Consider the following 24,952-nt stretch of genomic DNA (forward strand, 5'->3'; position numbering starts at 1 on the left):
GCGTTCAGAGGCGCCGGGGGCCGGTGTCCGGGCGGGCGGCCACGCCGCCCACCCGCACCTCGGCGTGCAGGACCGAGATGCCGTCCGGACGGGCGAGCACCGGGTTGAGGGTCAACGAGCGCACCCGGGGCTGGTCGTCGGCGAGCTGACCGATCCGCAGCAGCAGGTCGGCCAGGGCCGCCCGGTCCACCGGTGCGGCACCCCGGTGCCCCCGCAACAGCGGTGCCGCCCGGGGTTCGTCGACCAGCTCGGCGGCGTCGGTGTGGGTCAGCGGCACCGCCCGCCAGGCCCGGTCGCCCAGCAGCTCGGTGGCGACCCCGCCGAGGCCGAAGCCGACCACCGGCCCGAACGCCGGATCCTCCACCAGCTCCACCACGCAGGCCACGCCGGGCGGGACCATCGGCTGCACCAGCACGTCCGCGCCGAAGCCGGCGGCCATCTCGGCGTACGCGCGGCGGACGCTCGCCTCGTCGGGCAGGTCGAGGCGGACCGCGCCCAGGTCGAGCCGGTGTCGCAGCCCCGCGGCGGCGGCCTTGAGGGCCACCGGGAAACCCACCCGGGCCGCCGCGTCGACAGCCGCGTCGACCGAATCCACGGGCACCGACGCGACGGTCTCGATGCCGTACGCGGCCAGCAGCGCCTGCGCGTCGGTGCTGTCGGCGCGCAGCGCGGCCGCCGCGGCGTCCCGGTCGATCCCGGGCAGTTCGGGCGCGACTCCGGGAGGACGGCGCAGCCACTCGGCGTACCGGTGTGCCCGGGCGAGGGCCCGGACGGCCTCCTCCACGCCGCCGTACGCGGGCACCCCGGCCGGCAACCGCCCGACCAGGAACGTCGCAACGGTGGGCTTGCCCAGGGCGAGGGCGGCCGGTAGTGCGGCGGTGACGTCGGCGTCCACCTCGGTGCGTTGGCCGGGCAGCGGTGGGGCGAAGACCACGACGAGGGCGTCCACCCGGTCGTCGCCGGCCGTCTCGGCGAGGGCGGCGGCGAACTCGTCGGCGCCGGCGCTCGGCGCGACATCGCGCGGATAGCCCTCGGCGACGGTCAGGCCCTGCCCGACACAGGCAGTGGCGGCCAGGCCGGTCAGCGCCGAGGAGTTGCCGACTACGCCGACCCGGCCGCCGGTCGGCAGCGGCTGGTTGGCCAGCAACACCCCCACGTCGAGCAGCTCGGGCACGGTGTCCACCCGGATCACCCCGGACTGGGCGAAGAGCGCGGCCACCGCCACCTCGTCCGGCCCGGCGGTGTCACCGACCCCCACCGGGCGGGCCTGCGAGGCGAGCGCCACTACCGGTTTCGCGCGGCCGATCCGCCGGGCCAGCCGGGCGAACTTGCGCGGATTGCCGAACGTCTCCAGATACAACATGATCACGTCGGTGCCGGGATCGTCCTGCCAGTACTGCAGCAGGTCGTTGCCGGAGACGTCGGCCCGGTTGCCTGCCGACACGAAGCTGGAAAGCCCGAGGCCGCGCCGATCCGCCTCGGCCAGTAGCGCCACCCCGAACGCGCCGGACTGGCTGAAGATGCCGACCCGACCGGCCGGCGGCAGCGCCGGGGCGAGGGTGGCGTTGAGGCGTACCGTCGGGTCGGTGTTGGCCACGCCCAGGCAGTTCGGGCCGACCACGCGCATCCCGGCGGCGTGCGCCGCACGGACCAGCGCACGTTGCGTGGCCGCGCCCTCCGGCCCGGCCTCGGCGAAGCCGGCCGAGATCACGACCAGGCCGTGCACCCCGGCGGCGGCCGCGTCGGCGACCACACCGATCGCCGCCTCCGGCGCGACCGCCACCACCGCCAGGTCCACCGCCACCCCGGCGTCGAGAGCGCTGGGGTACGCGGGCAGCCCCGCCACCGTCGACGCGCTCGGATGCACAGGCACCACAGCGCCCGTGAACCCGCCGTCGCGCAGGTGACCGAGGACCGCCGCGCCGACGCCCTGGCCGGTGGCGCTCGCGCCGTAGACGGCGATGCCGCGCGGGGCGAGCAGCCGGGCGATCGAGCGGGCCTCGGTGCGGTGCTCCCGGCCGCGCTGCACCTCGAGGGTCGTCTCCGTCGCGGCGATCGGGAAGCTCAGGTGCACCACACCGTCGGCGTACGCGCGCTGCACCTGGTAGCCGAAGTCGGAGAAGACCCGCAACATCGTCCCATTGGCCGGCAGCACCTCGGCGACGAAGCTCATGATGCCGTTGCGCCGCGCGGCGTCGGCCAGGTGCTCCATCAGCACCGAGCCGATGCCCCGGCCCTGGAAGGCGTCCTCGACCACGAAGGCGACCTCCGCCTCCGGCGCCTGCGGGCCGAGCCGCTCGTACCTGCCGACCGCGACGAGCAGGTCACCGGCCAGCACCACGAACGCCTCCCGGTCGTGGTGGTCGACAGTGACGAACCGGATCAGATCCCGTTCCGGGATGCGCGGGTACGGCGAGAAGTAGCGCAGGTAGCGGGTGCGCTCGGAGAACCGGCTGTGCATCGCCACGATCGCCGGCGCGTCGGCCGGGTCGATCGGTCGCAACTGGACGGTGCTGCCGTCGCTGAGCAGCACGTCCACCGGGTGGTCCACTGTCGTCACCGGAAACGGCCCGGCTCAGTCCCGGGGATCGTGCGGGTCGAGCCCGAGCAGCGGGAAGACCGCCTTGCGGGTCGCCGCGATCGCCCGGTCCACCGCGTTCGGCTCGCCCGTCGGCTGCCACGGCTCGAACGACGGGTCCGCGTCGTCGGTCATCCGCAGCGGAATCTCCCGGCCCGGCCGACGGGTCGCGGCCAGCTCCCGCCAGGCAGACGGGGTGAGCGTCGCCGGATCGATCGGGTCGCCGGTCGCCACGGCCAGCAGGTGGCTCCAGGCTCGGGGCACCACCTCGACAAGCGCGTACCCGCCGCCGCCGGTGGCGACCCAGCGGCCCTCGCACAGCTCGTCGGCGAGCGCCCGCAACGCCAGGTAGGTGGCGCGCTGCCCGTCCACAGTCAGGTTCAGGTCGGCGAGCGGATCCAGCCGGTGGCCGTCCGCGCCGCACTGGCTCACCAGCACCTGCGGCCGGAACGCGCGCAGCACCGACGGCACGATCGCGTGGAACGCCCGCTGCCAGCCGGTGTCGTCGACACCCGGTGGCAGCGGCATGTTGACCGCGCTGCCCTGCGCGCCTGGCCCACCCGTCTCGTCCGGGAAGCCGGTGCCGGGAAAGAGCGCGAGAGGCGTCTCGTGCAGGCTTACCGTGAGCACCCGCGGGTCGTCCCAGAAGATGTCCTGCACGCCGTCGCCGTGGTGCACGTCCACGTCGACGTACGCGATCCGCTCCGCGCCCAGGTCGAGCAGGCGTGCGATGGCCACCGCGGGGTCGTTGTAGACACAGAAGCCGGAGGCGCGGGCGGGCATCGCGTGGTGCAGGCCGCCGGCCACGTTCACCGCTCGCCGGGCGTCACCACGCCACACCGCCTCCGCGGCAGCCACCGTCGCTCCGGCGATCAGGGCGCTGGACTCGTGCATCCCCTCGAAGATCGGGTTGTCGGAGGTGCCCAACCCGTACCCGGCGAAGAGCGGGTCACGGGGGGCGGCCCGCACCGCGGCCAGGTAGGCCGGGTGGTGCACGCGGGTCAGCAGGGCGTCGTCGGCGGGCTCCGGCTTGACCACGCGGACCCCGGGACGGTCCAGGATGCCCAGCTCCCGGGCGAGCGCGACGGTCAGCTCCACCCGGACCGGGTCCAGCGGATGGTCACCCATGTTGTAGGCGAGCAGCGAGGGGTCCCACACCACCACCGTGTCGTCGGACATGAGCTCATCGTCGCACGAGGACCGTCGTCAACCCACCGCACGCGCTGGTCAGCGGCCGGGTGTCGGCCCGGAGGCGACCGGCCGGGCCGGGTCGGCGACCCAGTTGCTCCACGAACCCACGTAGAGCGCGGCGTCCGTGCGGCCGGCCAGGTGCAGCGCGAGGACGGCCTGCGCGGCGGTCACCCCGGAGCCGCAGTACGCCCCGACCGCCCGCGCCCCGGTGACACCGACGGCGGCGAACCGCTCGCGCAGCACGTCGGCGGCCGGAAAGCGCCCGTCCGGGCCCACGTACTCACCTGCGGGCAGGTTCGCCGCGCCGGGCACGTGACCGGCGACCGGGTCGATCGGCTCGACCTCACCGGCGTAGCGGAGCGCCGCCCGCACGTCGAGCAGCACGGCATCGTCGGCGCTCGCCAGCGCGGCGGCCTGCCCGGCGTCCAGCACCGGAAGATCACCGGGGCGTACCTCGACGTCGCCGTCGGCCGGAGCGGACGCGGTGGTGGAGACCTGTCGTCCGGCGGCGACCCAGGCCGGGAAGCCGCCGTGCAGCAGGCGCACCGGCCGGTGCCCGGCCCAGCGCAACGTCCACCAGGCGCGCGCGGCGGCCAGGCCGTCACCGCCGTCGTACACCACAACTGGGTGACCGGCGCGGACGCCTGCCGCCCGCAGCGCGGCCCGCAGCGCGTCCGGGTCGGGCAGCGGGTGCCGGCCGCCGGCCCCGGGCGGCCCGCACAGCGCGGTGTCCAGGTCGACGAAGACCGCGCCGGGCAGGTGACCGGCCAGGTAGTCGTCATGGCCGGGCGGGCCGGTGAGCCGCCAGCGGACGTCGAGCAGGGTGGGGGGATCGGCGTGGTCGAGTTCGACGGCGAGCCCGTCGACCTCGACGAGCAGCTCCTCGGTACCGGACATGGCGACCATCCAACACCATCCGGGACGGCAGCACGCGGTTCGGCGGCGGTCGTCGGCCACGCCGCGGGGTAGCATCGTGCACCGGAGGGCCGCTGACGTTATGAAGTCTCACGACCTGGTCGACACGACCGAGATGTACCTGCGCACCATCCTCGAGTTGGAGGAGGAGGGGGTGCCGCCGCTGCGTGCCCGGATCGCCGAACGGCTGCAGCAGAGCGGCCCCACAGTGAGCCAGACCGTCGCCCGGATGGAGCGCGACGGCCTGCTCACCGTCGAGGGCGACAGGCACCTGACGCTCACCGCGCTCGGCCGCGGCAGCGCCGTCTCGGTGATGCGCAAGCACCGCCTCGCCGAGCTGCTGCTCGTCAACGTCATCGGGATGCCCTACGAGGAGGCCCACGAGGAGGCCTGCCGCTGGGAGCACGTGATGAGCGACGCCGTGGAGAAGCGGGTGTACGACCTGCTCAACCGGCCGACCCGTTCCCCGTACGGCAATCCGATCCCGGGGCTTCAGGAGCTGGGCTCGCCCGAGGCGGAGACCACCGAGGCCGCCGAGGGCGAGCGCAACCTGGCCTTCCCCGGCCTCTCCGGGTCGGTCGTGGTGCGGCGGATCTGCGAGAGCGTGCAGAAGGACGCCGACGTGCTGCGTCAGCTGCACGCCGCCGGTGTCGACCCGGGCGCCACCGTGACAGTGGCCCAGGAGCGCGACGGGGTGTCGATCGACCGTTCCGGCGACCGGGTGCGGCTGCCCCGCGAGGTCGCCTCCCGGGTCTTCGTCGCCGCCAACTGACGCACCGCGCACCCGGGCGTCACAGCGCCCGGGTGTCCACCTTCCGGGCCAGCGCGACCAGGTCCGTGGCCATCTTCTCGGCGGCCGCGCGCTCGGCGTCGCGGGCACCGGTCCAGGCCAGCGTGGCGAGGCGTCCGTCGGTGGCCAGCCAGCCGACCTCGGCGACCGGCCCGTGCCCGCCGGTCGCGGCGACGGTACGCCGGTACGCCTGCTGACCCAGCCCGGTGACCTTCGCCGCCTTGCCGGGCACCACGTCCGCGCCGAAGGTGGCCTTGTCGATAGTGGTCTCGGACACGCTGAGCATCAGCTCCGGCAGCGCCGCGCTCTCGGCCCGGATGACACACGTGTGTGTGTCGCCCCGCTCGCTGGCCGCCGCCACGTCGAAGCGCACCTTGACGAGCTGCTCGATCACCGCGAAGTCCAGCAGCCGGCAGGCGCCCCCGGAGGAGGCCGCCGACACGTCCAGGGCGACCGGCGCCGGCGGCGGCACCGCCACCGGCTCGGCCTCGGCGGCACAACCGCTCACCAGCAGGCCCGCCAGCCCGGCGACCACGATCCGCCCGCGCACGCTCCACCCTCTCGCCGACCGACGGCGGAAGGCGCCCGCCGGATGTCCGTCGGAAACCGTACGGGGTGTCCGGGTCGGGCGGAAGTCCTCGTTTACACCTTTCCCGTCGGTGGATCGTCCACGTACGGGCAGTGGCGGCAGCCGCGTCCACAGCACGTGCCACGGCGGGCCAGGAAACCGGCGCTGAGCACGAACAGCCCCGTCGCCGGGTCGAGGTAGCCGGCCTCCCCTGCGGCCAGCGCGGCGGCGTGCGCGGCGAGGATCCGGGTCCGCTCGGGGTGGTCCGGCGGCAGCCGGGACGGGTGCGGCTCGGTGAGCGGCCGATCCGCCAGGGGTCGTCGCTCTCCACTCACCCGCAGAAGTCTAGGGAGGACCCCTGCCGACGGAAATGCGGTGCCGGCCGGAGTGACGCCCCGATAGAGTCCGCGGGCCGCCGGCCGGTGGCACTTACCCGCACGGACAGGCGGCGACAGTGAGTCAGCAGGTGGAGCAGTCTCCGGCGGTCGCGACGGGGACGACCCCGTCGCTGTGGCGCAGCCGGAACTTCCTCCTGCTCTGGGGTGGTCAGACCGTCAGCGAGCTGGGCACCCGGATCGCGAACGTGGCGGTGCCGCTACTCGCCGCCGACACCCTGCACGCCAGCGTGTTCCAGATCTCCCTGCTGACCGTCCTGGCCTGGCTGCCGTACCTGCTGTTCTCCCTGCCGGCGGGCATCGTCGCCGACCGGCTCGACAAGCGGCGGCTGATGATCGCGTGCGACCTGGGTCGGGCCGCGCTCCTGCTGTCGGTGCCGGTGGCCGCCCTTGTCGGCCACCTCGCCCTTCCCTTCCTGTACGCGGTGGTCGGGCTCGGCGGCGTGCTCACCGTGCTGTTCACCGTGGCGTACAAGACCCTGCTGCCCCGACTGGTGCCGGCGGACCTGCTGGTGGACGGCAACGCCAAGCTGACCATCAGCCAGGACGCCGCCGAACTGGTCGGCCCGACGGTGAGCGGCGCCTTGATCGGGCTGGTCGGCGCCGCCCGCACCTTCCTGGCCAACGGATTCGCCTTCCTGGTCAGCGCGCTGACGCTGATCCTGATCCGGCAGCCACCGGTACGCCGCGAGCCCGCTCCCCGCGTACCCCTGCGGGTGGAGCTGACCGACGGGCTCGGCTTCATCCGGCGACAGCCGATCCTGGTCAGCATCCTGGCCTGCACGACGTGGTCGAACTTCTGGGTGATGGCGTCCGCCTCGATCGAGGTGACCTTCCTGGTGCGGGAGCTGCACGCCGCGCCGGTGCAGGTGGGTCTGGTCTTCTCGGTCAGCGCCGTCGGTGGGCTGGTGGTGGGGGTGCTGGCCGCCCGCCTGTCGGCCTGGCTCGGCTCGGCCCGGGTGATCTGGGTGGCGATGACCGCGCCGGGCCCGTTCTATCTGCTGATGCCGTTGGCCCGACCCGGCTGGGGACTGCTGCTCTACGGGTTCGGGCTGGCCGCGTTCTCGGCCAACGTGGTGCTGTTCAACGTGGCGGCGATGTCGTACCGGCAGCGGATCACCCCGTCGGCGATCCTCGGCCGGGTCAACGCCGCGTTCCTCTGGATCTGTTTCGGGGTGGTCCCGCTCGGCGCGCTGACCGGCGGCGCGCTCGGCACGGCGCTGGGGCTGCGCGGGGCGCTCTGGGTGTGCGTGCTGGGCACCTGGGCGGCGTGCCTGTTCGTGGTCTGCTCGCCGCTGCGCCGAATGCGGGACATGCCGCCGCCGGTTTCGTCGTAGGGTCCGACGATGGCCACCTTTGCCGCGCCGGACGGGACGGCGCTCGCATACCGGACCCTCGGGGGCGGAGACCCGCTGGTCTGCCTGCCGGGCGGCCCGATGCGCGACTCCGCGTACCTCGGTGATCTCGGTGGCCTGGGCGCGCTGCGGACGCTTGTCGTTCTCGATCAGCGGGGCACCGGCCGGTCGGCGGCGCCGGCGAACGTCGCCACCTATCGCTGCGACCGACTGGTCGACGACGTGGAGGCACTGCGCCGGCACCTGGGCCTCGACCGGCTGGACCTGCTCGGGCACTCCGCCGGCGCCAACGTGGCGGTACAGTACGCGGCCCGGCACCCCGACCGGGTGGGCCGGCTCGCGCTTGTCACCCCGAGCACCCGAGCGGTCGGGTTGCCGGCGACGGCCGCGCTGCGTCAGGAGGTCACCCGCGCCCGCGTGGCCGAGCAGTGGTTTCCGGCGGCGGCGGAGGCCCTGGACTCCATGGTGGCCGGGTGGGCCAGCCCGGAAGCCTGGCAGGCGATCGCGCCGTTCTTCTACGGCCGGTGGGACGAGGCGGCCCAGGCGCACCAGGCTGCCGAGCCCGGCCAGCGCAACGAGGAGGCGGCGCGGATCTTCGGCAGCGAGGACGCCTTCGACCCGCCGGCCACCCGTGCCGCGCTCGCTGCGCACCGAGGCGCGGTGCTGCTGCTCGCCGGTGAGGTCGACCTCGGCGCGCCGCCCGGCCTCGTGGCCCAGTTCGGCGAGTTGATTCCCGGCGCCGAGGTGGTCGTGCAGGCGGGCGCGGGCCACTACCCGTGGCTCGACGACGCCGAGGCGTTCCGCACAACGCTCGCGGCGTTCCTCGCCGGCCCGGCCGGTGCTTGAGTCTCCACCGGGGGGAGACAGCAGGGTGGGGGCATGGACGGGGAAACGCGGTACACGATCGGCGACCTGGCCCGGCGGAGCGGCCTGAGCGTCAAGACCATCAGGTACTACGCCGACAGTGGGCTCGTGCCGCCCACCGATCGGAGCCCGGCCGGCTACCGGCGGTACGGCCCGGACGCCGTCGCCCGACTGGAACTGGTCCGGACGCTGCGCGACCTGGGCGTGGACCTGGCGTCCATCCGGCGGGTGGTGGACCAGGAGGTGCCCCTGCACGAGGTGGCCGCGGCGCACGCCGAGGCGCTGGCCGTGCAGATTCGGGTGCTGCGGCTGCGCCGGGCGGTGCTCACGGTGGCGGCGCGACGCGGGTCGGGCCCGGCGGAGGTGGACGACCTGCACCGACTGGCCCAACTCAGCGCCCGGGAACGGAAGCAACTGGTGGACGACTTCCTGGACAGCGTCTTCACGGGCGACCCGCCGACGTACCCGGGGGTGATCGTCTCGATGACGCCGGAGCTGCCCGACGACCCGACCACCGAGCAGGTGCAGGCGTGGCTGGAGCTGGCCGAGCTGTGCCGGGACGCCACCTTCCGGGCGAGCATGCGGCGGCTGGCGCGGCAGCACGCCGCCGACCACGACGTACCCGGGCCGCCCCGCCCGGACGCCGTCGCGATCGTCCGGGACGGGGTGGTCGACGCCCTGGCCGCCGGTCTGGATCCGACCGGCCCGGAGGCCGAGCCGGTGGTCGCGGCCGTCACCAGCCGGTACGCGCGACTGCACAACCTCCCCGACGACGCCGACCTGCGCCGTCGGCTGCTGGACCGGCTGACCCTGGCGAACGACAGCCGCCGGGACCGCTACCTCGACCTGCTGTCGGTGCTCAACGGTTGGGCGACGGGTGGCGGGGTGACGCCGGCGGTGGACTGGTTCAGTCGCGCGCTGCGCTCCCGGCTGCCGGCGAGGGCCTGATCTCAGCCGAACCAGGTCATCGCCTGACCGTGGCCCCGAGCCCAGGCCAGCGGCTTGCCGTCGAGCGCGAGGACGTTGTGCAGCGCCGCGTCCGGCGGGTCGGGCAGCCCGTCGTAGGGCAGCACCTCCGGGGCCTCGTTGGCGATCCAGTGCCCCGGCAGCTCACGCACCAGCCGGACGAACGCCTCCCGGCGCGCGACGGGCACCTGGTAGAGCACCGACGTGTGGAAGACGACAAGCGTCGCGTCCGCCGGCGCCCGCGCGGCAAGCGCCGCCAGGTCGTCCACCAGGTCACCGCGGACCAGCAGCGGCGGGTCGGCCGCGGCGATCGCCGCCGCGGCGCGCAGCCGGGCCCGCCGGTGCGCGTGCTCCGGCCAGATCAGGGCGTCCAGCCAGGACACGTCGCCGGGGTCGGTCACGTCGAGCGGGTTCAGGTCCAGGCCGGCCCGCCACACCACCTGGGGTACGCGCGCCGGCGGCACCACCCCGCTGGCCGCGCACTCCAGGATCGGCGTGCCTTCGCCGACCTCGTGCTCGCCGTAGCGGTAGGCGTACCGGTCGGGATAGAGGCAGAGGCCCGCCGACGCGCCGACCTCCAGCAGGGCGAGGGGCTGCGGCAACCCGGCGAGCACTGGCAGCAGGACCGCGCACCGGCCGGCCTCGTTCGTCTGGGTTGCCCTTCTTCGCAACTCCGTCTCGATGACCGGCCAGTGCGCCACCGTGTAGTCGTGAAAGGCGACCGGGTCGTCGACCGGCCCGCCCAGCCAGCGCACGACGCCGAACAGCAGGTTGGGTTGTCGCTTGCCGGGCGGGAGCGTGTCGAGCAGGGCGAGCAGGTCGCCGTCGTGGGCGACGGCCTGGGACAGCCGCTCGTACGTCGGTGAGACGCCGTGCGCCTCGCGGTTACCGAACTCGACGTACGCCTCGCTGGTTGTCATGCCCCGATGCTCGCAACATCGCGCCGGCTTTTCAGCCCCGCGGCCCCGGTGCCACCGGCGGCCTTCATCACGTTGACTCCTATACCGGAGAGTCATACTTATGACCCTCAGGTATACCGCCCAACGGCGACAGGCCTTCGGGCCGGGACGACGGACAGCATCAGGAAGCCGACTCCGATGAGACCCTCCCAGGCCGGCGCCTGACTGCCACCGTCGACGGACCCGCCACCTTCCAGCGCCGCGAGAACACCGCTGACCACCAGGTACGGAAGCATCGGCACCAGGAAGCCACCCGCCACCCAGGCGAAGAAGATCAGCGGTCGCGCGGGGAATCCGCCTGCCCCAGTCCTGGGCCAGCGCCAGCCCGACGGTGCAGCGCGACAGCGATCCAGACGACCTTGACGAGCAGGTACAGGGACATGGCCGACGCCGCCGAGTAGCCAGCGACCTTGCGGGCGGCGCTCCACCCCGCGCCGATGTCCCGCTCGGGCGGCACGGCCGCCACCGTCACGCCGACCTGTGCATCCGTCACTGGCCCCGCCCTCCGCCGCTACGCCCCATCCGGCTCCGGCTTTGACTCCGACCCGGCGATCCTCTCCCGGGTGTCGGCCGTCGGGATCCCGCCGTGGTGGGAGCTTCGTGCCGCATCGTCCCCCGGCCGAGGGAACGGCTCACGGCGCGAGCGTGGCAGGTGATCCCCGCCGCGCGTCCCCCGCTGGGCGACCGCCTCGCCGATGGGGCATCATCGGAGCACCGGCGACTGGCGGCACGGGGATGGTTGGAACCATCGGGGAGCCTCTCGCGGACGTCGACCGCCTGGGCGCCCGCGTCGAGGGGCAATCATGACCACGACCAGCGAATCTCTAGAGACGCACACCACACCCGGCGAGGCTCGGCTCCTGCCGGGCGCACCCGTCGCCGACGCCATTTTCGCCGAGGTCGCGGCCGCGGCCACGCGCCTCCGCGGCCGCGGGATCACACCGAGCCTCGCCACCATCCTGGTGGGCGACGACGACGCCAGCGCCGGCTACATCGGCATCAAGCAACGTCAGGCTGCCGCGCTCGGCTTCGACTCCCCGCACGTGCACCTGCCCGCCACCGCCACCCAGGCCGATCTGCACCGGGCCATTGCCACGTTCAACACGGATCCGGCCGTGCACGGACTGCTCGTGCAGTACCCCGTTCCGGGGCATCTGGACTACGACGCGGCGTTGCAGACCATCGACCCGGACAAGGACGTCGACGGCATGCATCCGCTGAACATGGGACGTCTCGCCGTCGGCCTGCCCGGCCCGTTGCCGTGCACCCCCGCAGGCATCGAAGCCCTCCTGGCGCACCACGAGATCCCCGTCGCCGGCCGCGAGGTAGTCATCCTCGGTCGCGGCGCCACCCTGGGCCGACCCCTGGCGATGCTGCTCGCCCAGAAGCGCCCGACGGCCAACGCCGCCGTCACAGTCGTACACACCGGCGTGCCCGACTGGGCCCGCTACACCCGCCGCGCCGACATCCTCGTCGCCGCCGCCGGCGTACCCGGGATCGTCAAGCCCGAGCACGTCAAGCCGGGCGCCGTCGTCATCGGCGCCGGCGTCCGCTACGCCGGGCGGCGGCTCCTGCCGGACGTGGACGAGGCGTGCGCCGAGGTCGCCGGCGCCATCACGCCCCGGGTCGGCGGGGTCGGCCCGACCACGGTGGCGATGCTGTTCCGCAACGCCGTCCGCGCCGCCGAGCGCGCGAGCCAGTAGCCGCTGCGGCCTCGGTGGGTGATCGCGGGTTCGCTGAAGTCGGGGTGTCCGGGCGGGCGCGATACCCCGGCTTTCTGAAACCCGAGTGACCATGTGGACGGCGGAAACGGCGCTGCCCCGGCTCTCCTGGCAGGAGGGCCGGGGCAGCGCTGATGCGTACGTCAGCTGCAGCCGCTTGTGGAGCCGCAGCCCTCGCAGACGTAGCAGCTACCGGCGGGGCGCATCTTCGTACCGCAGGTGAAGCAGAGCGGCGCGTCCGCGGCCTTGCCGATCACGGCCTCCAGCAGTTCGGTGCTGGAACCCACGCTCGGGGCCGGCTTGGCGGCGGCCACGTCGGCCATCTCCTGGGCCGGCTGGGCGACGGCCTCGGTCTTGGCCGGAGCCTCGACCGGCGCGGACGACGCCATCGCGGTGAGCTCGGCACCGGTGACGGCGGTGGCCTCCGCGTCGGCCTCGGCCCGCAGCTGGGCGGCCCGCTCGCCGGCGGTGAAGATGCCCAGCTCGGCGCGGCGCTCGTAGGGCAGGAAGTCCAGCGCCAGGCGACGGAAGATGTAGTCCATCACCGAGGCCGCCATGCGCACGTCCGGGTCGTCGGTCATACCGGCCGGCTCGAAGCGCATGTTCGTGAACTTGCTGACGAACGTCTCCAGCGGCACGCCGTACTGCAGGCCGATGCTGATGGCCACCGAGAAGGCGTCCATCACACCGGCAAGCGTCGAGCCCTGCTTGGACATCTTGAGGAACACCTCGCCGAGGCCGTCGTCCGGGTAGGACGACGCGGTCAGGTAACCCTCGGCGCCACCGACGGAGAAGCTGACCGTCTCGGACGGGCGCTTCTTCGGCAGGCGCTTGCGCACCGGCCGGTACTCGATGACCTTCTCGACCGCGGCCGGTGCGGCCGGTGCCGTCTCGACGGCGGCCGGCTCGGTGGCCTTGTTGGACTTGGCCACCGAGAGCGGCTGGCCGACCTTGCAGTTGTCCCGGTAGATCGCCAGCGCCTTCAGGCCGAGCTTCCAGCCCTCGAAGTAGATCTTCTCGACGTCCTCGACGGTGGCCGCCTCCGGCATGTTCACCGTCTTGGAGATGGCGCCGGAGACGAACGGCTGGATGGCCGCCATCATCCGCACGTGACCCATCGGGGCGATGGTCCGCTCCCCCATGGCGCAGTCGAACACCGGGTAGTGCTCCGGCTTGAGGCCGGGAGCGTCCACCACGTGACCGTGGTCGGCGATGTGCTCGACGATGGCCTCGACCTGCTCCTCGGGGTAGCCGAGGCTGCGCAGGGCGCGCGGCACGGTCTGGTTGACGATCTGCATCGAACCGCCGCCGACCAGCTTCTTGAACTTGACCAGCGCCAGGTCCGGCTCCACGCCGGTCGTGTCGCAGTCCATCATGAAGCCGATCGTGCCGGTCGGGGCGAGGACGCTCGCCTGCGCGTTACGCCAGCCGAACTTGTCGCCGATCTTGTTGCCCTGGGTCCACTGCTTCGTCGCCTCACGGACGATCGCGGTGGCCACCGGGCTGGTCGGCTTGATCTCGTCGTTGGCGGCGGCGTGCTTGCGCATGACCCGCTTGTGCGGCTCGGCGTTACGGGCGTAGCCGTCGTACGGGCCGACGACGCCGGCCAGCTCGGCCGAGCGGCGGTACGCGGTGCCGGTCATCAGCGACGTGATCGACGCGGCGACCGAGCGGCCCTGGTCCGAGTCGTACGGCAGGCCGGTGGCCATCAGCAGGGCGCCCAGGTTGGCGTAGCCGATGCCGAGCTGCCGGTAGGCGCGGGAGGTCTCACCGATCTTGTCGGTCGGGAAGTCCGCGAAGCAGATCGAGATGTCCATCGCGGTGATGACGAACTCGACGGACTTGACGAACTTCTCCACCTCGAAGCCACCGTCGGCGCGGAGGAACTTCATCAGGTTGAGCGAGGCCAGGTTGCACGAGGAGTTGTCCAGGTGCAGGTACTCCGAGCAGGGGTTCGACGCGGTGATCCGCCCGGTCTCCGGGCAGGTGTGCCAGTCGTTGATCGTGTCGTCGTACTGCAGGCCCGGGTCGGCGCACTCCCAGGCGGCCTGGGCGATGGAACGGAACAGCTTCTTCGCCTCGACCGTCTCGATGGTCGAGCCGTCGAGCCGACCCCGCAGGTCGAAGCCGCCGTCGTTCTCCACAGCCGTCATGAACTCGTCGGAGACCCGGACCGAGTTGTTGGCGTTCTGGTACTGCACGCTGACGATGTCGGAGCCGCCGAGGTCCATGTCGAACCCGGCGTCACGCAGCGCGCGGATCTTGTCCTCCTCGCGCGCCTTGGTGACCACGAACTCCTGGATGTCCGGGTGGTCGACGTCGAGGATGACCATCTTGGCCGCCCGGCGGGTCGCGCCACCGGACTTGATGGTGCCGGCCGAGGCGTCCGCGCCGCGCATGAAGCTGACCGGGCCGGAGGCGTTGCCCCCGGAGGAGAGCAGCTCGCGGGACGAGCGGATCCGCGACAGGTTGACGCCGGAGCCGGAGCCGCCCTTGAAGATCAGCCCCTCCTCCTTGTACCAGTCGAGGATGGAGTCCATCGAGTCGTCGACGGCGAGGATGAAGCAGGCGCTTACCTGCTGCGGCGACGGCGTGCCGACGTTGAACCAGACCGGCGAGTTGAAGCTGAACACCTGGTGCAGCAGCATCCAGGTCAGCTCGTGGGCGAAGACCTCGGCGTCGGCCGGGCTGGCGAAGTAGCCGTACTCCTCACCCGCGGTGCGGTAGGTGGTGACCACCCGGTCGATCAACTGCTTGAGCGACCACTCACGCTCCGGGGTCCCCACCGCGCCCCGGAAGTACTTGGTGGTCACGATATTGGCCGCGTTGACGCTCCACGACTCCGGGAACTCCACGCCCCGCTGCTCGAAGTTGATCGAGCCGTCCCGCCAGTTCGTCATCACGACGTCGCGGCGCTCCCACGACACCTCGTCGTACGGGTGGACCCCCTCGGTCGTCCACACCCGCTCGATCTTCAGCCCCGCGCCTGTCTTGTTCCGTGAACGGCTAGTAGTCACGCCGTTGCCCCCCTCGTCTGCGCGGTCACCCACCGCGCGTCCCAATCTCTTGAAAAACCGTGAAGTCTCAGCTGGTACGGCCGGCGGCCTCAACCGCGTCGGCCCGGCCCTGCTCCCGGGCTCGCGCCACGGCCCGCAACGTCTCGATCTCGCGCTCGAAGTCGGCGAGCGAGTCGAAGGAGCGGTAGACACTGGCGAACCGCAGGTAGGCGATCTCGTCCAGGTCGCGCAGTGGGCCCAGGATCGCCAGGCCCACCTCGTGACTGGGGATCTCGGCGGCCCCCTTGGCCCGGACGGTCTCCTCCACCCGCTGCGCGAGCAGCGCGAGTGAGTCGTCGTCCACCGGCCGGCCCTGGCACGCCTTGCGCACCCCGCCGATGATCTTTGTGCGGCTGAACGGCTCGGTCACCCCGCTGCGCTTGACGACCGCGAGGACCGCCTCCTCGACGGTGGTGAACCGCTTGCCGCACTCCGGGCAGGAGCGTCGCCGCCGGATGAGCTGGCCGTCGTCGGCCTCCCGCGAGTCGACCACCCGGGAGTCGGCGTGCCGGCAGTACGGACACCGCATCGCCCAACCTCCACATTCTGATCAACCGCGGACACACCGGGCACTCCCGGACACGACTCACCACGGCGCTGCCACCCTTGGGCGGCGCTCGCCGTGATCGACGTTACGGAAGTGCGGTCGGTAGTCGAACCCAACCTGTAGGCAACTTACGCCCGTGTCACTACTACATCTAGGGGTTGACCGTATGTCGCTGACGAACCCCGGTCAAGTTGACCGGCGTGTCCGGCGCGTCACGGACCATCCGGCCATCCGCACCCCGCCGCTCCACCGCAGAACCAACGCCGAGGACCCCACCGGGTTACCGGCCGCACGGCCGGAGCACCCCGGAAAATGGCCAGACTTCGAACACGCGTGCTATCCGACGTACCATTTATCAGAACATCCGTACGAGCGGAGGGGTTTTTCACCCCGACACGCCGGTGAGAGGTCGTACAGATGTTTGAAAATGACCGATCTCACCTATACGGTCAGGAACAACCGGGCGCGATGGATCTTCACCACACCCGGCGACGCACGACTCATGGCACCACCGCACGCACCACGAGCCGACGAGGCACCCAGCGCCGACCAGGGAGGACGGACGTGACCGAGGACCGGGCCAGCCGGCCGAAGAGCCCGCAGCAGATCACCGAGGCGGGCCCGCCGGCCACCCGACGCCGCACCGCCGCGCGCAGCCGGACGGGTCAGCCGGCAGTGCGCCCGGTCACGCCGGTGGTCAGCGCCTTCCCCGACCCGGCGACTGTCGACCTGACCGCCCGCCAGCGCCGCATCCTGGAGTTCATCCGCACGTGGGTGGAGCGGCACGGCTACCCGCCGAGCGTCCGCGAGATCGGCGAGGCGGTCGGCCTGGTGTCACCGTCGAGCGTCGCCTACCAGCTCAAGGAGCTGGAGAAGAAGGGCTTCCTGCGCCGCGACCCCAACCGTCCCCGCGCGGTGGACGTCCGGGCCCCCAGCGAGGCCATCGACGACGAGTTGTCCCGCGCCCAACGGCCCACCCCGGCGTACGTGCCGATGCTCGGCCGGATCGCCGCCGGTGGACCGATCCTCGCCGAGCAGGCGGTGGAGGACATCTTCCCCCTCCCCCGCGAGCTGGTCGGTGAGGGCGAGGTGTTCATGCTCCAGGTCAAGGGCGACTCGATGCTCGACGCGGCGATCTGCGACGGCGACTGGGTGGTCGTCCGGCAGCAGCCGACGGCCGACTCGGGTGAGATCGTGGCCGCCATGCTCGACGGCGAGGCCACCGTCAAGACCTACCGGCGCCGCGACGGGCACGTCTGGCTGATGCCGCAGAACCCCGCCTTCGACCCGATCCCCGGCGACGACGCCACCATCATGGGCCGGGTGGTGGCGGTGCTCCGCAGAATCTGACCGGCCGGCGAAGCGGGTGGGGGCCTAGGGCGCTCACCCGCTCGGCCGGACCGATGAAGCGCCGATCGTGTCAGTAGCGGTCGCCGCGCGGGCCACGGCCACCACCGGGGTACTGCCCGTACGGGTCTCCGGGCACGTCGCCGTCCCGCCGACGGCCGGGTCGCTGGCCCCGGGGATCCGGCTCCTGCCCGCCGCGCCGTGGCGGCTCCGCCCGACCTCCGCCGGGCTGGCCACCACCGCCGTACACCCCGTTGCCGGGCCGACCGCCGGCACCCGCCGGACGGCCCCCGCCGCCCGCACCCGCCGGACGGCCTCCGCCGCCGCCGTACACACCGCCACCGGCCGGAGCGGCACCACCGCGACCGCCCGGACGGGCGGGACCGTAACCGCCGCCCTCACCGCCGGGTGGGCGTGCACCGCCGCCGTAGACGCCGCCTCCGGCGGGAGCGGCACCACCCCGGCCGGGGCCACCGCCGCCGTAGACGCCGCCACCGGCCGCCGCGCCGCCGTAGACGCCGGGGGCCGGACGGCCTCCGGCCGCCGGTACGGCGCCGTCCCGGGGGGCGCCACGCCTGTCGTCGGGATCGACATTCGAGCCCGGCCCGTCGCCCGGTTCCGCCGTCGGTGGCCGGCGACGGGCTCGCAGGATGCCGACGATGCCGGCGCCGACGAGCAGCAGACCGAGGACACCGACCGCGCCCACGAGGTAGGTGATGTCGTCGAAACTGAGCCCGTCGAACCAGGACTTGTCCGCGACCGGCTTGGCGCCCCCGGGAGCGGCCACGGCCGCCGCCACGCTTGTCGACGGCGTGTAGCTCAGAATGTCGACCGGCTCGTCCGCGGTGAACTGCCCGCCGTCGGAGACGGTGACGAAGGTCTTCCCGTCCGAGGTGTAGGAGATCGCCTCACCGAACGGATCGGTAAGTGGCGTCACCCGCGGCTTACCAGTGGTGAGCGCCCCGACGATGTCGCCGCCGGTCACGTCGTACTCGAAGGCGTCCGCGTACGTCCGGACGACCACACGGCTGCCGTCCGGCGACCGGGCGGCCCCGGTGACCGCGGCCCGCCCGTAGACGCTGAGCGGGTTCTCGGTGGTGGTCTTCGGCAGCTTGATCTCGCCGACCTTCTTCATCGGCACCGGCGCGGTGTCGCCGTTCTTCAGCTTCGCCGTGGGGGTGAAGATCTCCGAGTTGCCGCTCGCCACCTTGGTGATGATCAGGGGGAGGCCGTCGGCCCCCACCAGCAACGCCTCCGCGTCGTGCGGCTTGTTCTCGGGGTAGGAGAGCCGGTGCAGCACAGGCTGCTTGCTGCCGTTGATCGGCATGGTCCAGACCGCGATCCGCGACCGCCGCTCCTTGCTGGTGGTGTTGTCGCCGATGTCACCGATCCACAGGGTGTCGCCCTTGGGCGAGACCGCGAGGTCCTCGGTGTCGAACGGCCCCTGGCCCGAGTACCGGACCGGATCCTTGGCGATCTTGCACTTGCTGTCGAGGAAGAAGACCCGCTTGCGCGCCTCAACCTCGGTGCCGTCGTTGATGACGATGTAGCCGCTCTTGGTCGCCACCAGGCCGGACAGCTCCCGCAGCCGCTCGTCGGCGACGGTGCAGCGCTTCTTGCCGGGGGTGGCGGCGGGCGGCGGCTGGGATGATCCGGGAGCGGGAGCGGCCACGGCCGCTCCGGCCAGCGCCACGGTTGCCCCGAGCAGGCCGAGGGCAACCGTGACCGAGGAAACAACGCGGCGCATTCGGCCAGTGTCGCATGCCGCGCGTTTCCGGTGGATGACGCCGGGGCCGCTCAGGGCCGACTGCCGACCGCCTGGCCCTCCCGCGCGACGTCGAACGGCGCCAGCTCGGCGGCGAGCGCCGCACTGACCCGCACGTGCAGCAGGGTGCCCTCCGGCAGGTGCGACGTGCTGAGCACCTCACCGGTGCGGTGCACGCGAGACACCAGGTCGCCCCGGTCGTACGGCAGGACGGCCCGGACCTCGACAGCCGGTTGCGGCAGCCGCTCCTCGATCGCCGCCCGCAGGGCGTCGATCCCCCGCCCCGAGTACGCCGAGACGAAGATCGCCTCCGGCCAGAGGCGCTTGAGCCGCAGCAGCGCGTCCTCGTCGGCCGCGTCGGTCTTGTTGACCACCAGCAGCTCGGGCAGCCGGTCCGCGCCCACCTCGGCGAGCACCTCGTGCACCGCCCGCACCTGCTCCTCCGGATCCGGGTGGGTGCCGTCGACGACGTGCACCACCAGATCCGCCTCCGCTACCTCCTCGAGCGTCGAGCGGAACGCCTCGACGATCTGGTGCGGGAGGTGCCGGACGAAGCCCACCGTGTCGGAGAGCGTGTAGAGCCGCCCGTCCGAGGTGGTGGCCTTGCGGGTGGTCGGGTCGAGCGTCGCGAAGAGCGCGTTCTCCACCAGCACGCCTGCGCCGGTCAGCCGGTTCAGCAGGCTGGACTTGCCGGCGTTGGTGTAGCCGGCGATGGCCACGGCGGGCACGGAGTTGCGGGTGCGACGGGCGCGCTTGGTGACGCGTACCGTGCGCATGCTCTTGATCTCGCGGCGCAGCCGGGAGATGCGGTGGCGGATACGCCGCCTGTCGGTCTCCAGCTTGGTCTCACCGGGACCACGCACGCCCACGCCACCGCCGGCGCCGCCGCCACGGCCGGAACCACCGGTCTGGCGGGAGAGCGTCTCACCCCAACCGCGCAGCCGGGGCAGCAGGTATTGGAGCTGAGCCAGCTCGACCTGCGCCTTGCCTTCCTTGCTCTTGGCGTGCTGGGCGAAGATGTCGAGGATCAGCGCCGTGCGGTCGACAACCTTGACCTTGGTGCGCTGCTCCAGGTTGCGCAGCTGCGACGGGGACAGCTCACCGTCGCAGATGACCGTGTCGGCGCCGGTGGAGAGCACCACCGCGCCCAGATCGTCGACCTTGCCGCGGCCGATGTAGGTGGCCGGGTCGGGTCGCGTACGTCGCTGGATCAGCCCTTCGAGCACCTGCGAGCCCGCGGTCTCGGCCAGCGCGGCCAGCTCGGTGAGGGAATTCTCCGCGTCGGTCACCGTGCCCTCGGTCCAGACGCCCACCAGGACGACCCGCTCCAGCCGCAGCTGGCGGTATTCCACCTCGGTGACGTCGGAGAGCTCGGTTGACAGGCCCGGAACGCGTCGCAGGGACTGTCGCTCCGACAGCTCCATCTCGCCGGTGGTGACGTCGTCGAACTCGTCCTCGACGGGGACGAAGCTCTCCTGGTCTCGCAAGCGGTTCTCCTGTCCGAAATGATGAGTAGAACGTAATCCTGACATGACACAACGCCGAACGCACCTGCTATATGCCCGTGCTGGACGTCGCCAAAAGTGGGGGCGAATACCGGTCGACCTCGGCAACCCGGTAGAAATGCTCAGGCGGCGGCCGACCGGCCGCACAGCCGTGACGGAGGGATCCCGTGGCCATCACCCGACTGCCGAGCGCCGGATTTTCGATCACCATCCGGATCGCGGTTACCGCGGACGCGTCCTCGATCGGCCGGCTCACCACCTCCGTCGGCGAGGCCGGGGCGATCGTCACGGCGCTGGACGTGGTGGACTCGGACCCGACCCACGTGATCGTTGACCTGACCTGCGACACCGCCGACGCCGGCCACGCCGACCAGGTGGTCGAGGCGCTGACCGCGCTAGACGGCGTGGACGTGCGCAAGGTGTCGGACCGCACGTTCCTGCTGCACCTCGGCGGCAAGATCGAGGTGACCTCCAAGGTCGCGCTGCGCAACCGTGACGAGCTGTCCCGGGCGTACACCCCGGGGGTGGCCCGGGTCTGCATGGCGATCGCCGAGAACCCGGCGGACGCCCGGCGGCTGACGATCAAGCGCAACACCGTCGCGGTGGTAAGCGACGGCTCGGCGGTGCTCGGCCTGGGCAACCTCGGCCCGGCCGCTTCGCTGCCGGTGATGGAGGGCAAGGCCGCGCTGTTCAAGCGCTTCGGCGGCGTGGACGCCTGGCCGGTCGTGCTGGACACGCAGGACACCGACGAGATCGTGCAGATCGTCAAGGCGATCGCGCCCGCGTACGGCGGGATCAACCTGGAGGACATCGCCGCGCCGCGCTGCTTCGAGATCGAGGCCCGGCTGCGCGAGGCGCTGGACATCCCGGTCTTCCACGACGACCAGCACGGCACCGCGATCTGCGTGCTGGCCGCCCTGACCAACGCGCTGCGCGTCGTGGGCAAGCAGCTCGCGGACGTGCGGGTGGTCGTCTCCGGCGCCGGCGCGGCCGGCACCGCGATCATGAAGCTGCTGCTGCGCCAGGGCGTCGGAGACATCATCGCGTACGACCGCCAGGGCGCCCTGCACCGCGGGCTGACCGACCTCAACTCGGCGTGGCAGTGGCTGGCGGAGAACACCAACAAGGAGAACTACTCCGGCGACCTGCCCGGCGCGATCCGGGGCGCCGACGTGTTCATCGGGGTCAGCGCCCCGAACCTGCTCACCGGGGACGACATCGCGCAGATGGCGAAGGACTCGATCGTCTTCGCGCTCGCCAACCCCGACCCGGAGGTCGACCCGCGGGAGGCACGCAAGTACGCCGCGGTGGTCGCCACCGGCCGCTCGGACCAGCCGAACCAGATCAACAACGTGCTCGCCTTCCCTGGCGTCTTCCGCGGGATGCTGGACGCGCACGCCGAGGAGTTCACCGAGGAGATGGCGATCGCCGCCGCCCGGGCCATCGCCGACGTCGTCGGCGAAGAGAAGATCAATCCGACGGTGATCGTGCCGAGCGTCTTCGACTCGCGGGTGGCCCCGGCGGTCGCCGCCGCCGTCCGCGCCGCCGCGCACAACCCCAGCCCGCTGCCGGCGGCCGACCCCGGCCCGTCCGACCTCCCCGAGATCGCGGCAAACGCGAGCGCAACCCCGTAAAGCGCCCCCACCGCCCCCACCGCCCCCACCCTCTTCGTCGATCATGAAGTTATTGCCATGACACGCCGAGCTGGCTGGCAATAACTTCATGATCGACGCGCCGGACACCCGGGTGGCGGACACCCGGGTGGCGGGGCCTACAGCACGGTGGGGAGGTTGATCTCGCCTGTCGCCACCAGGACGGCGGGGCCGGACAGCCAGCAGGAGCTCTCGGTGATCGTCACCGTCAGGCGGCCACCCGGGACGTCGACGGCGACCACTCCGGTGTCCCGGCCGGCGTCGCGCAGGGCCACCGCGCCCACCGCGCACGCGCCGGTGCCGCAGGACAGGGTCTCGGCACTGCCACGCTCGTACACACGCATCAGGGAGTGCGCGTCGGTGGCGTCGACCGGGTCGCCCGCCACGATGAACTCCACGTTCACGCCGGCCGGGAAGACCTCCTGATCGAACCCGGGCGCGACGGTCAGATCCAGCGCCGCCAGCTCCACGCCCGCCGGCAGGACGCAGACCAGGTGCGGGTTGCCGATGTCCACGGCGGTGCCGGGCAGGGTCAGCCCGCCCAGGGTGGCGGTCGAGGCGTCGTACACCCGGGGTCGTCGCATCTCCACGGACACGGCGTCACCCTCGACCAGCGCGCGCACGACGCCGGCCCGGGTGGCCACCGGCAACGCCGCGCCGGCGGGCGTGGCCAGCTCGTTGTCGAGCAGGTACCGGACGAAGACCCGCGCGCCGTTGCCACACATCTCGGCGAACGAACCGTCGGCGTTCCAGTAGTCCATGAACCACTCGGCCTCGCCGGCCAGGTCGGCGCCGTCGGGGTGCTTGGCCGCGCGGACGACCCGCAGCACGCCGTCCGCGCCGATGCCCCGCCGCCGGTCACAGAGCGCGGCGACCAGCCCCGGGGTCAGATCGAGCTGACCGTCCGGGTCGGGCAGGAGGACGAAGTCGTTGCCGGTGCCGTGGCCCTTGGTGAACTCCACGCCCCCATTATCGCGTCTCGGCGGGCGCCAGACGCAGGGCGGCCCCGATCAGGTCCGGCGCGGCCGAGTCCAGCCAGTGGATCCGCGGGTCGCGCCGGAACCAGGACCGCTGCCGGCGGACGAAACGCCTGGTGGCCCGGACCGTCTCATCGTGCGCCTGCGCCTCGGTCAGCTCACCGGCGAGCATCCGCAGCACCTGTTGGTAGCCCAGCGCGCGGCTCGCCGTCCGCCCCTCGGGCAGCCCTCGACCCACCAGCTCGCGGGTCTCCGGCACCAGACCGTCGGCCCACATCCGGTCCACCCGCAGCGCGATCCGCTCGTCCAGCACGCTGGTGTCCAGGTCGACACCGAGCTGCACCGACGGGTAGTACGGCGTCGGCTGCGGTAGCGACGCCGCGAACGGCGCACCGGTCAGCTCGATAACCTCCAGGGCCCGCACGATCCGCCGGCCGTTGCCGGGCAGGATGCCCTCGGCGGCGACGGGGTCGGCGGCGCGCAGCCGCGCGTACAGCGGCGCGGGGCCCACCTCGGCCAACTCCCGTTCCAGCCGCTCCCGCAGCGCCGCGTCGGTGCCGGGGAAATCGAAGCGTTCCAGCACCGCCCGCACGTACAGCCCCGAGCCACCCACCAGCAACGGCACCCGACCTCGGGACAGGATGTCGTCCACGGCCGCGCGGGCCAGCCGCTGGTACTCGGCGACGCTGGCCGGCTCGGTGACCTCCCAGATGTCCAACAGGTGGTGCGGCACGCCGTCCCGCTCGGCGGGGGTCAGCTTGGCGGTGCCGATGTCCATGCCCCGGTAGAGCTGCATCGAGTCGGCGTTGACCACCTCCCCGTCCAGGGCCTGCGCGAGCGCGATGCTCAACGCCGACTTGCCCGCCGCCGTCGGCCCGACCACCGCCACGACCGTGCCGGCCGGAACCGCCCCGTCGCCGGTCACGCCCGCTCCCAGGACGCCACGAAGTAGGCCACGCCGTAGGGGGCCGAGTCGTGCAGCAGCTCGCCGCGCCACCCGCCGCCACTCGACCGGGCCACCTCGGCGAGCACCTGCCACGACGCCCGGCCGGCAACCCTCAACCGCGCCGACAGATCCGTGTCCAGGTCGCGCAGGGCGTCCAGGTCCGCCTCGCCCAGGGCCGCGGCGACCCGCTTGTCGTACGGGAGGGCACGCTTGTCGTCGTACCCGGGGGCCTTCTCCCCCCGGCAGGCGGACCCGTCGCCGAGCACCAGCAGCGCCACCCGGTCACCGGCCGCGGCGACCTGCTCGGCGAGCGCGGCCACCTCGACCGGCCCGGCGTCGGCGGTCACCTGCACGGCGCTCACCGGCGCGGCGGCCACGGCGAGCCGCGCGGCGTGCCGGGCCAGCAGCCACGCGCCGACCGTCAGGCTCAACGGCAGCACGGCGCCCCGGTCCGGCTGACCGGGGACCAGGGGCACGTCCAGGTCGACGCCCCAGGGCTGCAGGGAGCCGGTGGCCGGAGGTCGGATCGAGCCGGTCGACGGGCCGACACCGAGCAGCACCACCGCGTCCGGATCGGCGGCCAGCAGCCGGCGTACGGCGAGGTCACACGCGGCCCGCAGGTCGTCCAACTCCCCCGCGGCGGCACCGGCGACCTCGGGCACGAGCAGGGGCGGATGCGGGCAGACAGCGGCGGCGACCAGTGGCACCCTTCCACCGTAGCGGGAATGCCCGGTGCGTCTCCGCGCCGATCCGGTCAAACAGGCTCTAGGACACCGTATGGTCACGGTCGGCGATAGGCGCTCGACGCGGACCGGGTCGGACCTGTGACAATGCCGGAAGTAACTTGGCTGCGCC

Annotated in this window: 21 protein-coding genes and 1 riboswitch; of the genes, 7 read left to right on the forward strand and 14 right to left on the reverse strand. The window is 72.7% G+C overall.

The genetic code is table 11. The features are described from left to right. Positions 1 to 4: 4 nt before the first annotated feature. From ACLQ26_RS21635 to ACLQ26_RS21645, 3 genes are read right to left on the reverse strand one after another with little or no spacing between them, the layout of a single operon-like run. Complete coding sequence (locus ACLQ26_RS21635) at positions 5 to 2,560, reverse strand: GNAT family N-acetyltransferase (protein WP_425746145.1); 2,556 nt, start codon at positions 2,558 to 2,560, stop codon at positions 5 to 7. A gap of 15 nt (positions 2,561 to 2,575) precedes the next feature. Continuing rightward, complete coding sequence (locus tag ACLQ26_RS21640) at positions 2,576 to 3,757, reverse strand: acetoin utilization protein AcuC (protein ID WP_425746146.1); 1,182 nt, start codon at positions 3,755 to 3,757, stop codon at positions 2,576 to 2,578. A 48-nt stretch (positions 3,758 to 3,805) separates the two neighbouring features. After that, on the reverse strand, positions 3,806 to 4,666 hold the full coding sequence (locus ACLQ26_RS21645; RefSeq protein WP_425746147.1) for a sulfurtransferase: 861 nt from the start codon (positions 4,664 to 4,666) through the stop codon (positions 3,806 to 3,808). Positions 4,667 to 4,766: 100 nt separating this feature from the next. Here ACLQ26_RS21645 and ACLQ26_RS21650 point away from each other — a divergent pair, with 100 nt between their 5' ends. Continuing rightward, positions 4,767 to 5,456: a metal-dependent transcriptional regulator gene (locus ACLQ26_RS21650; RefSeq protein WP_425746148.1), complete on the forward strand. Its 690-nt coding sequence runs from the start codon at positions 4,767 to 4,769 to the stop codon at positions 5,454 to 5,456. Between the two features lie 19 nt (positions 5,457 to 5,475). On the opposite strand, the gene ACLQ26_RS21655 is transcribed toward ACLQ26_RS21650, so the two are convergent. Together ACLQ26_RS21655 and ACLQ26_RS21660 are read right to left on the reverse strand one after the other, a co-directional pair. Beyond that, positions 5,476 to 6,024: a hypothetical protein gene (locus ACLQ26_RS21655; protein WP_425746149.1), complete on the reverse strand. Its 549-nt coding sequence runs from the start codon at positions 6,022 to 6,024 to the stop codon at positions 5,476 to 5,478. A 92-nt stretch (positions 6,025 to 6,116) separates the two neighbouring features. After that, positions 6,117 to 6,377 (reverse strand): DUF5522 domain-containing protein, encoded by a 261-nt coding sequence (locus tag ACLQ26_RS21660; RefSeq protein ID WP_425746150.1) that lies wholly within the window; start codon positions 6,375 to 6,377, stop codon positions 6,117 to 6,119. A 119-nt stretch (positions 6,378 to 6,496) separates the two neighbouring features. Between ACLQ26_RS21660 and ACLQ26_RS21665 the strand changes: the two genes are divergently transcribed. Genes ACLQ26_RS21665 through ACLQ26_RS21675 form a run of 3 tightly spaced genes read left to right on the forward strand, consistent with a single transcriptional unit; the run spans position 6,497 to position 9,604 of the window. Then, positions 6,497 to 7,774, forward strand: a complete 1,278-nt coding sequence (locus ACLQ26_RS21665) for an MFS transporter (RefSeq protein WP_425746151.1) — start codon at positions 6,497 to 6,499, stop codon at positions 7,772 to 7,774. A 9-nt stretch (positions 7,775 to 7,783) separates the two neighbouring features. Continuing rightward, the gene (locus ACLQ26_RS21670; protein ID WP_425746152.1) at positions 7,784 to 8,638 is read left to right on the forward strand and encodes an alpha/beta fold hydrolase; all 855 of its coding nucleotides are present in this window, start codon (positions 7,784 to 7,786) and stop codon (positions 8,636 to 8,638) included. A 33-nt stretch (positions 8,639 to 8,671) separates the two neighbouring features. Beyond that, the gene (locus tag ACLQ26_RS21675; RefSeq protein WP_425746153.1) at positions 8,672 to 9,604 is read left to right on the forward strand and encodes a MerR family transcriptional regulator; all 933 of its coding nucleotides are present in this window, start codon (positions 8,672 to 8,674) and stop codon (positions 9,602 to 9,604) included. Between the two features lie 2 nt (positions 9,605 to 9,606). Here the strand turns inward: ACLQ26_RS21675 and ACLQ26_RS21680 are convergent, their stop codons facing one another. Both ACLQ26_RS21680 and ACLQ26_RS21685 read right to left on the reverse strand, forming a co-directional pair. Continuing rightward, positions 9,607 to 10,542: a DUF2332 domain-containing protein gene (locus ACLQ26_RS21680; RefSeq protein WP_425746154.1), complete on the reverse strand. Its 936-nt coding sequence runs from the start codon at positions 10,540 to 10,542 to the stop codon at positions 9,607 to 9,609. A 313-nt stretch (positions 10,543 to 10,855) separates the two neighbouring features. After that, the gene (locus tag ACLQ26_RS21685) at positions 10,856 to 11,074 is read right to left on the reverse strand and encodes a hypothetical protein (RefSeq protein WP_425746155.1); all 219 of its coding nucleotides are present in this window, start codon (positions 11,072 to 11,074) and stop codon (positions 10,856 to 10,858) included. 214 nt (positions 11,075 to 11,288) lie between these two features. Next, positions 11,289 to 11,371: riboswitch (ZMP/ZTP riboswitch) on the forward strand. A gap of 13 nt (positions 11,372 to 11,384) precedes the next feature. Between ACLQ26_RS21685 and ACLQ26_RS21690 the strand changes: the two genes are divergently transcribed. Next, complete coding sequence (locus tag ACLQ26_RS21690; protein WP_425746156.1) at positions 11,385 to 12,284, forward strand: bifunctional 5,10-methylenetetrahydrofolate dehydrogenase/5,10-methenyltetrahydrofolate cyclohydrolase; 900 nt, start codon at positions 11,385 to 11,387, stop codon at positions 12,282 to 12,284. A 161-nt stretch (positions 12,285 to 12,445) separates the two neighbouring features. On the opposite strand, the gene ACLQ26_RS21695 is transcribed toward ACLQ26_RS21690, so the two are convergent. Both ACLQ26_RS21695 and nrdR read right to left on the reverse strand, forming a co-directional pair. Continuing rightward, entirely contained in the window at positions 12,446 to 15,352 is a 2,907-nt protein-coding gene (locus tag ACLQ26_RS21695; RefSeq protein ID WP_425746157.1) for a vitamin B12-dependent ribonucleotide reductase, read from the reverse strand. Positions 15,353 to 15,386: 34 nt separating this feature from the next. Beyond that, entirely contained in the window at positions 15,387 to 15,887 is a 501-nt protein-coding gene (gene nrdR / locus ACLQ26_RS21700; RefSeq protein WP_234587987.1) for a transcriptional regulator NrdR, read from the reverse strand. A 582-nt stretch (positions 15,888 to 16,469) separates the two neighbouring features. On the opposite strand from nrdR, the gene lexA reads away from it, so the two are divergent. Then, complete coding sequence (lexA, locus tag ACLQ26_RS21705) at positions 16,470 to 17,255, forward strand: transcriptional repressor LexA (RefSeq protein WP_425746158.1); 786 nt, start codon at positions 16,470 to 16,472, stop codon at positions 17,253 to 17,255. A gap of 70 nt (positions 17,256 to 17,325) precedes the next feature. Here lexA and ACLQ26_RS21710 read toward each other — a convergent pair whose 3' ends face one another. Beyond that, entirely contained in the window at positions 17,326 to 18,999 is a 1,674-nt protein-coding gene (locus ACLQ26_RS21710; protein WP_425746159.1) for a hypothetical protein, read from the reverse strand. A gap of 50 nt (positions 19,000 to 19,049) precedes the next feature. Further along, positions 19,050 to 20,504, reverse strand: a complete 1,455-nt coding sequence (gene hflX / locus ACLQ26_RS21715; protein WP_266251119.1) for a GTPase HflX — start codon at positions 20,502 to 20,504, stop codon at positions 19,050 to 19,052. Positions 20,505 to 20,689: 185 nt separating this feature from the next. Between hflX and ACLQ26_RS21720 the strand changes: the two genes are divergently transcribed. Next, entirely contained in the window at positions 20,690 to 22,156 is a 1,467-nt protein-coding gene (locus ACLQ26_RS21720; RefSeq protein WP_393294838.1) for an NAD-dependent malic enzyme, read from the forward strand. A 137-nt stretch (positions 22,157 to 22,293) separates the two neighbouring features. Here the strand turns inward: ACLQ26_RS21720 and dapF are convergent, their stop codons facing one another. From dapF to ACLQ26_RS21735, 3 genes are read right to left on the reverse strand one after another with little or no spacing between them, the layout of a single operon-like run. Further along, positions 22,294 to 23,136 carry a diaminopimelate epimerase gene (gene dapF, locus ACLQ26_RS21725; RefSeq protein ID WP_425746160.1) on the reverse strand — a complete coding sequence of 281 codons (843 nt, stop codon included), beginning with the start codon at positions 23,134 to 23,136 and terminating at the stop codon, positions 22,294 to 22,296. A gap of 7 nt (positions 23,137 to 23,143) precedes the next feature. Next, on the reverse strand, positions 23,144 to 24,076 hold the full coding sequence (gene miaA / locus ACLQ26_RS21730) for a tRNA (adenosine(37)-N6)-dimethylallyltransferase MiaA (RefSeq protein ID WP_425746161.1): 933 nt from the start codon (positions 24,074 to 24,076) through the stop codon (positions 23,144 to 23,146). Continuing rightward, complete coding sequence (locus ACLQ26_RS21735) at positions 24,073 to 24,804, reverse strand: class III extradiol dioxygenase subunit B-like domain-containing protein (protein WP_425746162.1); 732 nt, start codon at positions 24,802 to 24,804, stop codon at positions 24,073 to 24,075. The genes miaA and ACLQ26_RS21735 overlap by 4 nt, the downstream gene beginning before the upstream one ends. Positions 24,805 to 24,952: the final 148 nt, after the last annotated feature.

Source organism: Micromonospora sp. DT43, assembly GCF_049841645.1.
Taxonomy (GTDB): Bacteria; Actinomycetota; Actinomycetes; order Mycobacteriales; family Micromonosporaceae; genus Micromonospora.